The organism is Sphingomonas radiodurans (assembly GCF_020866845.1).
Classification (GTDB): Bacteria; Pseudomonadota; Alphaproteobacteria; order Sphingomonadales; family Sphingomonadaceae; genus Sphingomonas; species Sphingomonas radiodurans.
Map to the genome: position 1 here is coordinate 3,565,479 of NZ_CP086594.1, position 14,721 is coordinate 3,580,199.

Annotated in this window: 17 protein-coding genes and 1 tRNA gene; 12 read left to right on the top strand and 6 right to left on the bottom strand. The window is 63.4% G+C overall.

Going from position 1 to position 14,721, the window contains the following annotated elements; genetic code table 11:
• Window positions 1-38: 38 nt before the first annotated feature.
• The gene (locus LLW23_RS16920; RefSeq protein WP_228946667.1) at window positions 39-959 is read left to right on the top strand and encodes an aminotransferase class IV; all 921 of its coding nucleotides are present in this window, start codon (window positions 39-41) and stop codon (window positions 957-959) included.
• Window positions 956-1,720 (top strand): sulfotransferase, encoded by a 765-nt coding sequence (locus tag LLW23_RS16925; protein WP_228946668.1) that lies wholly within the window; start codon window positions 956-958, stop codon window positions 1,718-1,720. Before LLW23_RS16920 ends, LLW23_RS16925 begins: the two co-directional genes overlap by 4 nt.
• On the opposite strand, the gene LLW23_RS16930 is transcribed toward LLW23_RS16925, so the two are convergent.
• Window positions 1,717-2,598 carry a CPBP family intramembrane glutamic endopeptidase gene (locus LLW23_RS16930; RefSeq protein WP_228946669.1) on the bottom strand — a complete coding sequence of 294 codons (882 nt, stop codon included), beginning with the start codon at window positions 2,596-2,598 and terminating at the stop codon, window positions 1,717-1,719. The two genes, LLW23_RS16925 and LLW23_RS16930, sit on opposite strands and share 4 nt — an antisense overlap.
• A 187-nt stretch (window positions 2,599-2,785) precedes the next feature.
• Between LLW23_RS16930 and LLW23_RS16935 the strand changes: the two genes are divergently transcribed.
• Window positions 2,786-3,412 (top strand): OmpA family protein, encoded by a 627-nt coding sequence (locus LLW23_RS16935; protein ID WP_228946670.1) that lies wholly within the window; start codon window positions 2,786-2,788, stop codon window positions 3,410-3,412.
• Window positions 3,413-3,447: 35 nt separating this feature from the next.
• On the opposite strand, the gene LLW23_RS16940 is transcribed toward LLW23_RS16935, so the two are convergent.
• Window positions 3,448-4,491: a COX15/CtaA family protein gene (locus LLW23_RS16940; protein ID WP_228946671.1), complete on the bottom strand. Its 1,044-nt coding sequence runs from the start codon at window positions 4,489-4,491 to the stop codon at window positions 3,448-3,450.
• A 102-nt stretch (window positions 4,492-4,593) separates the two neighbouring features.
• Between LLW23_RS16940 and LLW23_RS16945 the strand changes: the two genes are divergently transcribed.
• Window positions 4,594-4,983, top strand: a complete 390-nt coding sequence (locus tag LLW23_RS16945; protein WP_228946672.1) for a MerC domain-containing protein — start codon at window positions 4,594-4,596, stop codon at window positions 4,981-4,983.
• A gap of 12 nt (window positions 4,984-4,995) precedes the next feature.
• On the opposite strand, the gene LLW23_RS16950 is transcribed toward LLW23_RS16945, so the two are convergent.
• Window positions 4,996-5,829 (bottom strand): class I SAM-dependent methyltransferase, encoded by an 834-nt coding sequence (locus tag LLW23_RS16950; RefSeq protein ID WP_228948623.1) that lies wholly within the window; start codon window positions 5,827-5,829, stop codon window positions 4,996-4,998.
• Between the two features lie 46 nt (window positions 5,830-5,875).
• Between LLW23_RS16950 and LLW23_RS16955 the strand changes: the two genes are divergently transcribed.
• The 4 genes from LLW23_RS16955 to LLW23_RS16970 are packed head-to-tail and all read left to right on the top strand — an operon-like array spanning window position 5,876 to window position 8,133.
• Window positions 5,876-6,598 carry a ComF family protein gene (locus LLW23_RS16955; protein ID WP_228946673.1) on the top strand — a complete coding sequence of 241 codons (723 nt, stop codon included), beginning with the start codon at window positions 5,876-5,878 and terminating at the stop codon, window positions 6,596-6,598.
• 31 nt (window positions 6,599-6,629) lie between these two features.
• Window positions 6,630-6,887: a glutaredoxin 3 gene (gene grxC, locus LLW23_RS16960; RefSeq protein ID WP_228946674.1), complete on the top strand. Its 258-nt coding sequence runs from the start codon at window positions 6,630-6,632 to the stop codon at window positions 6,885-6,887.
• Complete coding sequence (locus LLW23_RS16965; protein WP_228946675.1) at window positions 6,884-7,708, top strand: carbon-nitrogen hydrolase family protein; 825 nt, start codon at window positions 6,884-6,886, stop codon at window positions 7,706-7,708. The genes grxC and LLW23_RS16965 overlap by 4 nt, the downstream gene beginning before the upstream one ends.
• Window positions 7,705-8,133: a DUF1178 family protein gene (locus tag LLW23_RS16970; RefSeq protein WP_228946676.1), complete on the top strand. Its 429-nt coding sequence runs from the start codon at window positions 7,705-7,707 to the stop codon at window positions 8,131-8,133. The genes LLW23_RS16965 and LLW23_RS16970 overlap by 4 nt, the downstream gene beginning before the upstream one ends.
• A 29-nt stretch (window positions 8,134-8,162) precedes the next feature.
• Here LLW23_RS16970 and LLW23_RS16975 read toward each other — a convergent pair.
• Window positions 8,163-8,239: transfer RNA gene (locus tag LLW23_RS16975), tRNA-Arg, on the bottom strand.
• Window positions 8,240-8,339: 100 nt separating this feature from the next.
• A complete protein-coding gene (locus LLW23_RS16980) occupies window positions 8,340-8,681 on the bottom strand; it encodes an SWIB/MDM2 domain-containing protein (RefSeq protein WP_245398139.1) in 342 nt (113 codons plus the stop codon).
• Window positions 8,682-8,889: 208 nt separating this feature from the next.
• On the opposite strand from LLW23_RS16980, the gene fghA reads away from it, so the two are divergent.
• On the top strand, window positions 8,890-9,723 hold the full coding sequence (fghA, locus tag LLW23_RS16985) for an S-formylglutathione hydrolase (protein ID WP_228946677.1): 834 nt from the start codon (window positions 8,890-8,892) through the stop codon (window positions 9,721-9,723).
• 99 nt (window positions 9,724-9,822) lie between these two features.
• Here the strand turns inward: fghA and LLW23_RS16990 are convergent, their stop codons facing one another.
• Complete coding sequence (locus tag LLW23_RS16990) at window positions 9,823-12,744, bottom strand: TonB-dependent receptor (RefSeq protein ID WP_408642052.1); 2,922 nt, start codon at window positions 12,742-12,744, stop codon at window positions 9,823-9,825.
• 255 nt (window positions 12,745-12,999) lie between these two features.
• Here LLW23_RS16990 and folE point away from each other — a divergent pair, with 255 nt between their 5' ends.
• Genes folE through LLW23_RS17005 form a run of 3 tightly spaced genes read left to right on the top strand, consistent with a single transcriptional unit; the run spans window position 13,000 to window position 14,718 of the window.
• A complete protein-coding gene (gene folE / locus LLW23_RS16995; protein ID WP_228946679.1) occupies window positions 13,000-13,629 on the top strand; it encodes a GTP cyclohydrolase I FolE in 630 nt (209 codons plus the stop codon).
• Window positions 13,626-14,375 carry an SDR family oxidoreductase gene (locus tag LLW23_RS17000; RefSeq protein ID WP_228946680.1) on the top strand — a complete coding sequence of 250 codons (750 nt, stop codon included), beginning with the start codon at window positions 13,626-13,628 and terminating at the stop codon, window positions 14,373-14,375. Before folE ends, LLW23_RS17000 begins: the two co-directional genes overlap by 4 nt.
• Window positions 14,368-14,718 carry a dihydroneopterin aldolase gene (locus LLW23_RS17005; protein WP_228946681.1) on the top strand — a complete coding sequence of 117 codons (351 nt, stop codon included), beginning with the start codon at window positions 14,368-14,370 and terminating at the stop codon, window positions 14,716-14,718. Before LLW23_RS17000 ends, LLW23_RS17005 begins: the two co-directional genes overlap by 8 nt.
• Window positions 14,719-14,721 lie beyond the last annotated feature (3 nt).

Sequence of the window (14,721 nt, forward strand, 5' to 3'; positions counted from 1 at the left end):
CGGCTGAGCCGGGTGAGGTCAGGAACTAGGAACCGCACATGACCGATCACGCAACCGGCACGCACGTCTTCACCCCCGACCCTCGCAACGACAGCGTTCTCATCGACGTCAACGGTGAGCTTTTTCCCCGCGCGGAGGCGAAGGTGTCGGTGTTCGACTCTGGCTTCATGCTCGGTGACGGCGTGTGGGAAGGCTTACGCGTCTACGACGGCCGCATCGCCTTCCTCGATCGCCACCTTGATCGCCTCTGGCAGGGCGCGAAGGCGATCATGCTCGATATCGGCATCACGCGCGATGCCCTGATCGCGCGCCTGCGCCGCGTGCTTGAAGCCAATGACATGGCCGGTGACGGCGTCCACATCAGGCTGATGGTCACCCGCGGGATCCGCTCGACGCCGTACCAGGATCCGCGCGTCGTCATCTCGCCCGCAACCATCGTGCTGATCCCCGAATGGAAATCACCCGCGCCCGGCACCGCGACGCGGATGCTCGACCTGTTCACCGTCCACGTCCGCCGCGGCTATCCTGATGTGCAGGATCCCAAGCTCAACTCGCACTCGAAGCTCAACTGCATCACCGCCTGCATCCAGGCGGCGCAGGCGGGCGCAGACGAGGCGCTGATGCTCGACCCGCACGGGTTCGTCGCGACTTGCAACTCGACACACTTTTTCATCGTGCGCGGCGGTGAGGTCTGGACCTCGACCGGCGACTATTGCCTTGACGGCATCACGCGCCGGATCGTGGTCGAGAGCGCCCGCGCGGCCGGCATCCCGACCTTCGAGCGCAACTTCTCGCTGACTGACGTTTACGGCGCCGACGAAGCGTTCATCACGGGCACCTTCGCCGGCCTGGCGCCCGTCGGCCGGATCGACGGCCGCGTGATCGGTACGGAGCGCGGGCCGATGGTCGAGCGGTTGCAGGGCCTGTATCGCGCTGCCGTCGAGCGCGAATGGGCGTGACTCGCAGGTTCGCCCCGAGCGGCGAGCAGCCGCTGCGTATCGCGATGTGGTCAGGCCCACGCAACATCTCGACCGCGATGATGCGCAGCTTCTCGAGCCGCAGCGATTGCGCGGTCAGCGACGAGCCGTTCTACGGCTGTTTCTTGAACCACAGCCGTGCCGACCACCCGATGCGCGATGCAGTGGTCGCCAGCATGGACTGCGAATGGCGTTCGGTCGCGACGACGCTCGCCGGACCTGCGCCCGAAGGTAGAGCGGTCTGGTATCAGAAGCACATGCCGCATCACATGGTCGGCCCGGTCGCACCAGACGACCTCGTGGGTGTCACCCACGCTTTCCTGATCCGCGACCCGGCACGCATCGCCGCTTCCTACGCCGCAAAGCGCGAAACCGTGACCGCGCAGGATCTCGGCATCGCCAAACAACGCGCCTTCTTCGACCGTGAGGCCGAGCGGCTCGGCACCCCTCCGCCGGTGATCGACTCGGCGGACGTGCTGCGCGATCCCGCCGGAACGCTTGGCGCGCTCTGTGCCGCGCTTGGCATCGAATGGGATCCGGCAATGCTGTCATGGCCCGCCGGTCGCCATCCCGCCGACGGCATATGGGCTGCGCACTGGTACGGTCGCGTGGAGGCGTCGACCGGGTTCGCCGGCCCCGACGCACCAGCCGAGCCGCTGCCGCGGGCGCTCGCCGAGATCGCAGGAGCCCGCCGTTCCGATTACGAGGCGATGGCCGCCTACTGCCTGATCGGCACCTGCTAAGCCCGCAGCGGTACGGCGCTCACCGTCGCCTCCTCGCGCGGCCAAGCGACCGTCAGCACGATCAACGCGACCAGCACGAAAATCCCGGCCAAGCTCGCATTCAGTCCCTCGTCGCCGCCCGACCAGCGCAGCGCGCCGGACAGATCGAGATCGATCAGCGCACCATAGCTGCCGATCCCCGGGTTCGGTGCAGCGCCGAACAGCATCTCTTCCGCCCAGTTCCAGCCGAAATGCGCGCCGATCGGCAGCGCGAGACCGCCCGACCGCTCCGCGAGCAGCCCGAACCATAACCCCGCCAATGTTATCGATACCAGGCTCACATTCGTCGTGGCACCCCCGACGAGGTGAAGCACCGCGAAAGCCGCAGCGCTTGCCGCCAAACCCGGCCAGCGGCCCCAACCACGCTGCAATGCGGGTTGAAGCCACCCGCGGAAATAATATTCCTCGACCCCGGTTTGGAACAGCGTCAGCAACGTACCGAGTGGCAAGAGCAACCCGATCGCGGAGCCGGTCACCCCTGCGTGGATTACGCCGGCAATTGTCGCCAGCGATAACGCGATCGCGACACCGCTTACCCCCAGCCCGATCCCAAGCGCCACGCCACTACCTGCGCGATCTCCGACTACCGGCCTCTCTCGCGCGATCTGCAGCCCGACTGTTGCTACAAGCGCAAGCATCCCGAAGAGGATCAGCGTGACCGCGCTTTCCGCGAGCGCGGGATAATCGCCGATCGGCAGCGCCTCCGCTGCCCGCTCGAACCCAAAGCGTACTGCAAAGACGATCACCGTCGCCATGATGACTGCGATGGTAAGGCGGATGAGCGCTGCAGCCCAAGCGGGTATTGCCACTTCGGTGTTCACCAGATCATGATCCTCCACTCCGACATCCTCGGGTCAAAGCAGCGTGCCAGCGCAGGATTATGATCCATGATAAGTATCCCGGACGTGTATCGCAGATACCGCGAATACTTTCCTTTTATAGGCGTGCGCGACAATTGAAACTTGTTTGAAGGGTTGCACTGGAATATGGGGACTTCATTAAAGATTATCGGCACTGGGGATTGTCATGAGGCGGGTACTGTCTGCGACCGCGGCTATCGGCGCACTATTTGTGGTTTCTTCTCCTGCACTTGCGCAGGATGCGGTGTCGGAAGAGGAGGCGCGTTGCTTCGTTTCCGGTGTCTGTAAGATCGGCGCCGAGAAGAAGTTCAGCCTCGCCAACATCTCGACCGAGTCGTCTGCTCGACCGGCCCCTGCCAAGAGCGTCGCAGCGATTGCTGCGCCGGTGAAGCGTTCCGGTCAGTCGTACGTGCGTCGCGCGCCGCGTGAGGCAGCTCCCGCCGCGGTCGGTGCCGCACGCCCAAGCACGCTCGACATGCGCCTCGCGTTCGAACTCGGCTCGGCCGAGCTAACCCCGGGTGCCCGCCAGCAGGCGGATATCTTCGCCAAGGTGCTTCGCGAGAACCCCGGCGCGGCAAGCTTCGCGATCGAGGGCCACACCGACACGGTCGGCACGCCGCAGCAAAACCAGGAACTCTCGCGCCGCCGCGCCGAGAGTGTGGTGACCTATCTCGTCAACCAGGGTGTGCCTGCGGCGCGGCTCCAAGCCTCAGGCTATGGCTTCGATCGCCCGCGGCCAGGTTTGCGCGCTTCCGATCCACGCAACCGCCGCGTCGAGATCGTCCGCAAGTAAATAGCATCGGCCGCCGCGCACACACGCGGCGGCCATTAAGTTGCCGTCGGTCGACTAACCGCATGGGCTGCCGCTACTGCTGCGATCAGTAGGACCGCGGCATTGACTTGATGCGCGACCGCTGTTGCGATCTGGACGCCGGTCAGCAGCGTCGCGATACCCAGCACGATCTGCAATCCAACCAGCAGGATCACGGCGCCCCATAGATTGGCTGCTCCACGCCGGCGCGCCGCGAAGGCTAGCCACACAAGCCCCGCCGCTGCAGCAAACGCAAACCAGCGATGGATGAACTGCACGACCAGTGGGTTATCAACTGTGTTGCGCCAAGCTGGATCAAGCATCGGTGCCCCGGCCGGGAAGAGCGCATCGCCCATCAGAGGCCAACTGCTGAACGCATAACCCGCATCAAGTCCGGCAGTGAACGCTCCAACCACGATCTGCAGCGCGAGCAAGGCCAGCGCGGCCGCTGCGAACAGCTTCAACCGCGCTGGCCTAGCAATCGGGCTATGCGCGAGGTCATCAAGGTCAAGCGCAGTCCAAACGACACCTGCAAGGATCAACAACGCCGTCGAAAGATGGACCGCAAGCCGCACGTGGCTCACGTCGGTACGCACCGACAGCCCCGACGCGACCATCCACCAGCCGATTGCGCCCTGCAGTCCGCCAAGTGCAAGCAGCGCGACGAGCCGCACGCCATAGCCGCGCGGGATTTGGCGTCGCACCGCAAACCACAGGAGCGGCAGCGCGAACGCCAGCCCAATCACACGGCCAAGCAAGCGATGCACATATTCCCAGAAGAAGATCGCCTTGAACCCAGCCAGTGTCATGCCCTGATTGATCTGCTGATATTCGGGGATGCGCTGGTAATTGAGGAACTCCGCCTGCCACTGCGCGGCGTTAAGCGGAGGCAGGATGCCGCTGATCGGTTTCCACTGGGTGATCGACAGGCCGGATTCGGTCAGGCGAGTGATGCCGCCAACGGCCACCATCAAAACGATGAGAGCGGCCACCATATACAACCAGCGCGCAATCGCGCGGGGGCGGGCGGAGACGCGAAAGCCGGGGCTGGGCTGGAGCATACATGTATGTATGCCTGCGCCCGGCCAGCGGCAATGACGATCGGTCGATTAAGGTTGATGTGATATTGTAACCCTGCCGCCGCCGCGCTACATCGGCGCAAGATGACGACGATGACACGCCTCGAAAGCCCGCTTCGGTTTGATCGCCTCGCGATGATGCTGTCTGGGCTGTGCGTCGTTCACTGTATTGCCAGCGCAGTATTCTTTGCGATGCTTTCCGCCGTCGGCGGCTTGCTGGTTGATCCCATCTTCCACGAGATTGGCCTGACGATCGCGATCGCGCTTGGTGTTATTGGCCTTGGTCGCGGTGCGATGCAGCATGGTTACCTCTGGCCGCTGGCCGTCGGTTCGCTTGGTCTCGGGATGATGGCCGGCGCCATGACCTTGCCGCACGACACTGGGTTGATGGAGGGTGGTGAGGCATTCTGGACCATCGTTGGCGTTGGCGTGCTTGCCTTCGGCCACGATCTCAACCGTCGCGCCGACGCTTAGTCTTCGGCGAGACTAGCCGCTCTTCAACGCAGCCGTCAGTGACGCCGTTGCGCTCCCACGTCGCGCGGGTTGCGGCTGATCAGGGGAAGGGGCCCAGCCCGTCAGGAAGATAATCTCGAACCGTTCGGTCGTGCGTCCATCCGCGTCTGCCGCAGTACCGAACTCAGTCGCTGCACGCGCCAGCGCCTCGCGCGGTAACGGCGCTCGCTCGACCAGCAAATTCGTCGCCGCCATCCCCCGCAAATCCGCCAGCAGCCGCCCGAGCCCGCCATACCGCACCCGCAGCGTCTCGACATCCGCCACTGGCAGCGCAAAGCCGGCGCGCATCAGTAGGTCGCCCGCGGATCGCACATCGATCTGCGGATGCAGCCGTGCCACTGGCCGCTCGCGCTCCGCCTCACGCAGCGCGCCGCGCAGTGCGACCAGCGAGCCCGCCCCCAGCAGCGCCCCAAGGAGCAATCCATCGGACCGCAACACACGCCGCGCGAGCGCCAGCGCCCCCGGTACATCGTTCACCTGGTCAAGCACGCCAGCCGAAACGACGAGATCAAATGATCCATCGGCAAATGGTAGCCGATCCTCGTCGCCCTGCACGCCGCCAGCGGCCCGCGCAAAGCCGAACCCCGCATCCACCCGCGCCACGCGTGCGCCCGGCGGCGGCACAAAGTCGCCCCCGAAGCACCCGAGATCGAGCACGTCGACGAAGTCGCGACGTATGGTGCTGAGCCGCTCGGCAATCCCGTCGAGCATCGCCGCGCGCACGAAATCATGCGCGGCATAGTCTGGCGCGGCTCGGTCGCGCCGGCGACGTCGTAAGCTGCGGTCGAAAATCTCGGGCGCGGTCATCGCCGCAGCTTGTGCGCGCACGTGGTCGGGGCGACAAGCGCGTTTGATGCGCTTGTTCTCGATCGAGCCGGTCATCTCGTTCGCCTTGCCGCCGCGCTGCCCCGGCTGCGGGATGGTGACGATCGCGGATCACCGTTTCTGCCCGGCATGCTGGGCGTCGCTGCATTTCCTAGGCCCGCCGTGGTGTGCTGCTTGCCACATGCCGTTCGCCTATGATCGAGGGGAGGATACACGGTGCGGTGATTGCCTCGCCGATCCGCCGCGCCATGCTGGCGTGGACGCGGCTGTTGCCTATGGCCCGGTTGCCCGCACTGTCGCGCTACGGCTCAAATACGGCGGTCGAGCGGCGTTTGCATCGACTGCCGCGCGACTGATGGCGCGGCATCTGCCCGCAGATGCCGATCTGATCGTACCGGTGCCGCTACATCGCTGGCGATTGTGGTCGCGCGGGTTCAATCAGGCGGGTCTGATCGCTGGCTCCTTGAGCCGGATGAGCGGCATCGTCAGCGATCCGTCGGCATTGGTTAGACGTCGCGCCACCCCAGTGCTCCGCGGGCTCGGCGCAGCAGGCCGGCGCAAGGCGGTGCGCGGGGCGTTCGTTGTTACCGATCGCGCACGGATCGTCGGCAAGCGGATCGTGCTGATTGACGATGTCCATACCAGCGGCGCCACGGCGGATGCCTGCACCGCCGCGATGCTAAGGGCGGGCGCCGCTCGCGTGTCGATCCTATGCTGGGCGCGCGTGTTGGACGGGCCGCACCCGGATTGACAATCGCTGCGAGCACCTACACCTCGGGGGAATGGCGCAGGTAGAAATTTATACCAAGGCGTGGTGCCCTTATTGCACCCGCGCGATGCAACTTCTGTCGAGCAAGGGCATCACTCCGACCGAGCACGACATCACGCTTGGTGGCGCCAAGCGTGCCGAAATGCTGGACCGCGCCAACGGCAGAACCACGGTGCCGCAAGTCTTTATCGACGGTCGTCACATCGGCGGATCCGACGATCTCGCCACATTGGACCGAGCAGGCAAGCTCGACGCGTTGCTCGCGCCGTGAAGGCCGCGATCCTGCAGATGACCAGCGGGATCGATCCGCAGGCAAATGCAGCAACGATCACCGATGCGGTCCGAGCAGCAGCAGACTCCGGCGCCGCCATGTTGTTCACGCCCGAAATGTCCGGTCTGCTCGACCGCGATCGCACGCGTGCGGCCGGATCGATCGTGGCAGAGGATGACGACCGCGTTCTGGCAGCCGTTCGTGACGCAGCCGCGAATGCAGGAATCTGGGTCCATCTCGGTAGCCTTGCGGTACGGCGCGACGACGGCCGCTATGCCAATCGCGGCTTCGTGATCGATGCCAGCGGTGCCGTCCGCGCAAGGTACGACAAGATTCATTTGTTCGATGTCGATCTGCCAACCGGAGAGAGCTGGCGGGAGTCCGGCGCTTATGCCGCGGGGTCTGCCTCAGTCGTGCTCGATACGCCGCTTGGCCGGCTCGGCCTCACGATCTGTTATGATCTGCGGTTCCCGGACCTGTTTCGCGTGCTGAGTGATGCCGGCGCTACGATCCTGTCAGTCCCTGCGGCGTTCACCCGGCCCACCGGCTCGGCGCATTGGCACGTTCTGTTGCGTGCACGAGCGATCGAGTCGGCCGCCTTCGTGATCGCCGCGGCGCAGACCGGCGAGCACGCGGATGGCCGCGCGACATATGGCCATTCGCTCGCGATCGATCCTTGGGGCGAGGTGGTGTGCGACATGGCCGCGGCACCCGGGCTAAGCGTCGTCGAGATCGACAGCACCCGTGTGGCGGAAGTGCGCGCGCGCATTCCGGTGATCCAGCATCGCCGCGCCATTCCGGCCGTATCGATCGCGCCGTGATCGTTTTCGATCTCAGATGCGGCTGCGGTCACGTGTTCGAGGCATGGTTCGCCTCGTCAGGCGCTTATGAGGAACAGCGCGGTCGGTCGCTGGTGTCTTGTCCGATGTGCAGCGATACGGCGGTAGAGAAGGCTGTCATGTCGCCTAATATCGGGACCAAGGGAAATTCCCGCACACTTGGGCCGCCAGCCGAAGTGAAGGCGGCGTTAAACGCCATCGCAGCCGCGCAGCGCAAGGTGCTGGAAGGCTCACGTTGGGTCGGCGGGAGTTTTGCGGAGCATGCGCGCGCAATGCACGTCGGCGATAAAACGCATGAGACGATCCATGGCCAAGCTACGGTAGCCGAAGCCAAGGCGCTCGTGGACGAGGGGGTTGCCATCATACCGCTGCCGTTACCGGTGGTGCCGCCCGAACAAGCTAACTAGTCGGACCCGAAAACGGCGGACGCGCAAGCTGGTGCCCCCGGCGCGATTCGAACGCACGACCTGCGGTTTAGGAAACCGTCGCTCTATCCTGCTGAGCTACGGGGGCACATGCGACTGGCTAAAGCGCGCAAGCAGCGTGGTCAATCGCCACGGTGTCGTCGGCGCAAGCAGGGCGGGCGCCGCTAGATCGCGGCGCCCGGCGGCCTTTATGCCTTCACGTGTGCCGAGATGTACTTGTTCATCTCGAACATTGTGACCTTATCCTTGCCGAACACCTTCTTCAGGTTATCGTCTGCCAGGATCTCGCGCTTGTTCTCCGGATTCTGCAGATCCTTCGACTTGATATATGCCCACACCTTGCTGATCACCTCGCTGCGCGGCAGCCGGTCGTTGCCGACGACGGCGCCCAGCTCGGGCGAAGGCTGAACCGGGGCGTGGATGCCGCCGGTCTTCGGCTTGGTCGCGTCCCCAGTTGTCGCGGTCTTCGCCTTGGCGGCACCGGCGGTCTTGGTTTTGGTCGCTTCGCCGGTCTTGGTCTTGGTAGCCATTGCATTCCTTCCTGTTGCGCCGGTCATTCGGCATCTCGCGGAATCACGCCTTGCGGAAGCGCGATCGTTGTTGTGCGCTGCCTCGCGTCGCTTGTCACGCTTTTGCAGCACATTGGCAGGGTTCGCCGCCTCGCCAACGCACGACGAACGCTTTAGATCTCACCAGCCGGCCGGGCGACAGGCACAATGGCGACCATAAGGAGCGACGATGGACACGGTCAGCGAGAGCAAGGCGTTCGGCGGCGTGCAGGGGGTTTACCGGCACGAGGCATCGACGATTGGAACCGACATGACCTTTTCGGTCTACGTCCCGCCGCATGACAAAGGCGCCCGGTTGCCGGTGTTGTGGTATCTCTCGGGTCTCACCTGCACCCATGCCAACGTGACCGATAAGGGCGAGTATCGTCGGGCGTGTGCCGATCACGGCATCATCTTCGTCGCGCCCGATACTAGCCCGCGCGGGGAGGGTGTGCCCGATGACGACGCCTGGGACTTCGGCCAAGGCGCGGGCTTCTACGTCGATGCGACAGAAGAGCCCTGGTCGACGAACTTCCGCATGCGCAGCTACATCGAAGACGAGCTGCCCGCGCTGATCGCGACGGAGTTTCCAGTTGCGGACCTGACGCGCCAGTCGATTACCGGTCATTCGATGGGCGGGCACGGCGCCTTGACGATCGCGCTGCGTAATCCCAGCCGGTTTTGCAGCGTGTCCGCGTTCGCGCCGATCGTGTCTCCACTGGACTGTCCTTGGGGCGAGAAGGCGCTGGGCGGATATCTCGGCGCGGATCGCGCGACGTGGCGGACATATGACGCCTGCGCGCTGATCGACGATGGCGCGCGCGTCGCCGACATCCTCGTCGATCAGGGCGGTGCGGACTCTTTCCTGGCCGATCAGCTCAAGCCCGAGTTGCTGCAGGCGGCATGCGCGAACGCCGGAATCGATCTCACCCTGCGGATCCAGCCGGGCTACGATCATAGCTATCATTTCATCTCCACCTTCATGCGCGACCACGTCGCGTGGGCGGCAGAGCGGCTGAAGTAGCGAAGTTCGGGCACCAAAAAAGGGCGGCTCCGTTTCCGGAACCGCCCCATGAGTTACCCGGTTGACTCCACCCTGCCGTTACAGGGCGGAGCCGCATCATCAGAATTTGAACCCGGCCGCGATGCCATAGCGGCGCGGTTCAAGCGTGAAGATGTTGGTGAACAGACCCGACGACTGATCGGTCAGGTACAGACCGGTCGTTGCGCTGTTGTCGAAGATGTTCTGCACGAACCCGCGAACGAACCAGCGCTGGTCCATCCCGTTCAGCTGGACCTGTGCGTTGGCCTGCTCATAACCCTCGATGCGGTTGATACGGCCGTTGAAGATGTTGCCGAAGCTCTCTCCGGTATAGGTGAGATCAAAGCGCGGTACGAAGCTCATGCCGTTAGCAAACTCGAACGTCTTCTGAACGCCGGCCGAGAACTTGAACACGGGTGCCTGGGGCAGAGAATTGCCCTTTATGCTTACGCCCACACCTTCGCTGACGCTGACCGTCGAGCCAGCCGGGAGCAAGCCGCGGACCTGCGGATTGGCAGTCTGCGCGGTGAGCACGTCGCACAGGCTGAACGCCCCGGTCGCCGCGCCTAGATTGGCGTCGGACGGAAACGCTTGCGGTCCGCGCAAACCAAGCCCGGTATTGACGATTGTCACGAACGTCTGCGCCACGGCGGCGGTGTTCGCGCGAACCACACAGTTGAACGCTGCCTGAAGATCCTTGATGATGACGGTGTTGGGATCACCCCCAGAGACATCCCGCTGGTTGATGAACGGATCTTCGGTTGTGACCTTTGTTTTGAGGTAGCTCGCGCCGATGTTGATTGCCCAATCGCGATCCGGACGAATAATAGACTCTGCCTCAACGCCGTAGATGTCCGCATCAATGTTGTCGTTGATCGACGAGCGCGCAACAATTCGGCTCAGCTGCAAGCCCTTGTACTTATAGTAAAATCCGGTGAGGTTAAGTGTAAACTTACCATTATCGAAAGTGTTCTTCGAACCAATTTCAAAAGCGTTGATGATTTCCGGAACGAAAGCATCCGGGATCGTTAAGTTTGGCACCTGCACCGGTGGGTTGAACCCGCCCGACTTATAGCCTCGCGAATACGACGCGTAGAGCAGATTGTCGTCGGTGATCTTGAAATTGACCACCGCGCGACCGGTAAACTCATCAAAGGTCTGCTGTCGGACCGCATACTCCTGAACGCCTGCCGTAACCGGGTCGGCATCGTAAAGCGCTGCGCGCGGAGCATCGAAGGCGCTACCGGTCTGCGTGTAAGGCACGCCGAAGCTCGCCAGGGTTGACCGCGAACGAGCATATTTGTTGTCGTTGTTGTACCGCAGGCCGAGCGTAAGGTTCAGTCGATCGTTGAAGTCGAAATAGGCTTCGCCGAAGATGCCGTAGGATTTCAGCCGAAAGAGATCGGTGTTGCTGCGGAAATACGGCGTAGCGGAAAATTCAGGTGCTCGCCCACCACCCAGCGCTCCGACGGTGCCAAGAACACCCGTTACATAGTCGATGGCGAACGCGTTGACGTAATAATCGCCGTTCCTGACCCGTCCATCGACATAGATGCCACCGAGCAGGAAGTTGAACATCCCGTCGAAGTCCGTTGAGATGATGCCTTCCACCGACCAATCCTTGGTCTGTTGGAACGAGCGATCGAACGCACCTGGCACCGCGCTGCAGCGGCTGAACCCACCGAACGACCCCAGGCCGGACGGCTCGGGGAGCGAGGTGCACAGATCGCCGGCAGGACCATTCGGAATGATCGCTGCCGCGATAGGCTGGAAATACGACGCCGGGATGCCGGGAACCGCGCCGCCGGCGATGGCTGCCAGTGTATTGAGCGTCGGCTGGATCAGTGAGCGATTGGAAACCCCAAGGTTATAGTCCTGCGACGAATCGACTGACGTCTCGTGGTACAGACCAGTCAGCTGCGCTTTGACCGGTCCGAAATTATGCTCGATCCGGCCTTGGATCGTCAGTTCGTCCGTCTTGTACGTCGGAGTGAATGCGGTGAACACTTCACGGGGATCTTCGAGAACCGGATTACCGGTATAGCCGTCCGGCCCGTAAATGCTGCCGAGACCCAGGGTTTGTCCGAGCGCCGGGCCGAACGCGATCGAAAGGAACTCACGACTACCAAGCGTACCCGTGAAGGTCGAGTTGGTGTTCGTCCGCCCGGCGTCGCGCCGGTTATTCAGGCATCCAAGCACGCCGGTCGGATCGGTCTGGCAAAGCTGCTTCTGGATGCGAAGCCGATCGTCGTCTTCCTTGAAGTACGACCCCATCACATCGATCGTCGTATCGACCGATGGCTCCCAGCGGATCGAGCCGCGAACCGAATACATGTCGCGACCGTCGATCTGTGTGTTGTCGTACAGATTCTTGGTGTAGCCGTCGCGGTTGAGGTAAAACCCAGCCACGCGGACGGCGAGCGTTTCGCCGATCGGCAGGTTGATCATGCCCTTTGCGCGGACCGAATCGTAATTGCCGTATTCGACCTCGCCTGAAGCAGCGAACTTGTCGGTGCGCGGCTTGGCAGTCAGGAAGTTGACCACGCCCGACGTCGCGCTGCGGCCGAACAGCGTGCCCTGCGGGCCGCGGAGCACCTCGACACGCTCGAGATCGAAATACTCGGTCTCGAAGATGCGCGTGGCGAGCAGAGGCGAGCCGTTGATGTGGATCGCGGTTGCCTGATCGCACGAGATGCCGACGCACAGATCGCCGATGCCGCGGATCGTGAAGCTCGATCCGGTGAAATTGCCCTTCGAGAAGGTCACGTTCGGCAGCGTCAGCTGCAGGTCCGACGCATTGTCGATCTGCTGTGCTTCGAGCGCTGCGGCCGAGAATGCGCTCACCGCGATCGGCACTTCCTGAAGCGTCTGCGATTGGCGCTGCGCAGTCACGACGATGTCGGTGTTGAAGCCGCTATCCGGAGAATTCGTTGTTCCGGTATTCTGTGCCTCGGGCGCCGCCTGGGCCAGAGCACTGGCTGGAAACGCTGCGATCAACGCCATCGCGGTCGCGGCAAACAAGTCTATCTTGCGCATCGGCATCCTCCCCTGGATCCGCGCCGGTTTGGTTCCGGTCTGCGGTCGTTCAATGGTGCGGTATGGACCGTAGCGCGTGAAAATTTCAGCCGTCAATTGAATTTGCGCAATGATCGTGCGGGGTGCAGAAGGCATGTGTCCGAAATGAAACAGTAGCGGATATGAACCTATGTTTCGCTGCAGCGCGAGATTGCATTGCAGCGCAAAAGGATGCTGAACCAAATGAACGTTAGTCGATCGCCACAAGACGGCGATGTAATGGGGGAAGACGGCAAGCTCGTCGTTCCCGAGCATGTTGCAGATGCGATACGAACACTCATCCGCTGGGCAGGCGATGATCCGACGCGCGAGGGGCTGCTTGATACGCCGCGTCGCGTCGCGCGCGCATGGCGAGAATATTGCGCCGGCTACGGCGACGATCCCGCGCATCATCTGTCGCGAATCTTCGAGGAGGTCGGCGGTTATGACGAGATTGTGCTGCTGAAGGACATCCCGTTTCAGTCGCATTGCGAACACCACATGGCGCCGATCATTGGCCGTGCGCATATCGCCTATCTGCCGCGCAACCATGTCGTCGGCATCTCGAAGCTGGCTCGCGTGCTCCATGCCTATGCCAGGCGCCTGCAGGTTCAGGAACGGCTGACGGCAGAGGTTGCCGACTGCATCTGGAGCGGGCTCAAGCCGCACGGCGTCGCGGTCGTGATCGAGGCGAGCCATGCCTGCATGTCGGCGCGCGGCGTGCGCACGCCCGGCGTCGCGATGGTGACCAGCCGGATGATGGGCGTGTTCCGCGACGACGAGCGCAGCCGCAAGGAAGTGCTTGCGCTGATGGGCCTGAAAGGCAGGACGTGAATCGCACTGTCCTAGTGACCGGGGGAGCGAAGAGAATCGGCGCTGCGATTGTCCGCGCTTGCGCCTCTGCGGGTTGGCGCGTGGTAATTCACTACGGCTGTTCGCGCGACGAGGCTGAGGCGCTCGCCGCTGAGATCGGCGGCGTCACCATTTCAGGCGACCTAGCTGATGTCGCCGCAATCGACGCGCTCTTCGCCCGCGCGGTGGCTGCCGCCGGCGGCCCGATTGGTGCGCTCGTGAACAGCGCTTCACGTTTCGAAGAGGACCGTCCCGAGACGATCGACGCGGCATTGGCGGCGCAGCTATACGCCATCAACTGCACCGCCCCGGCGTTGCTCGGCGCTGCCCTCGCCTCACAGTCAGGGCTAAACCACGGCGCGATCGTCAACTTGCTCGACCAGAAGCTGCAGAATCCGAACCCCGACTTCTTCTCCTACAGCCTCACCAAATATGCCCTTGCAGGTGCCACCGAGATGATGGCGATGGCGTTCGCACCGCGCATCCGCGTGAACGCCGTTGCGCCCGGCCTGACCCTGCCGAGCGGCGACCAGAGCGCCGCCGAGTACGACCGCGTCGCGCGCGAGAACCTGCTGCGCCGTCCGGTCGGTGCCGATCAGGTGGCAGCAGCCGTCGTCTATCTGCTCGACGCCGCCAGCGTTACCGGGCAGACGATCCACGTCGATAGCGGCCAGCGCTTCTTAAAGCGCGACGGCGACGTGATGTTTGAAGGGCGCCGGCGTGGCTGAATATACCGTTATCCTCGATCGGCTCGAGCTACCGATGCGCCTCGGCATCTACCCGCACGAGGCCGAACCGCAACGGATCCGGATCAACGTCGAAATGCTGGTGTCCTACGCTTGTCCGCCGAGCGCCGACACGATCGAGGAAGTTCTTGATTACGATTTCGTCCGCGACGGCATCCATGCCTTGGCGCGTACACACGTGTTCGCGCTGCAGGAGACGCTGGTCGAGGCGATCGCGTCGCTATGCTTCGCCGATCACCGTGTGCGGCAAGTCCGGGTGCGCTCGATGAAGCTGGACGTCTACCCCGACGCTCGAGTCGGCTGCGAGATCGTAAGAACGCGGTAGCGA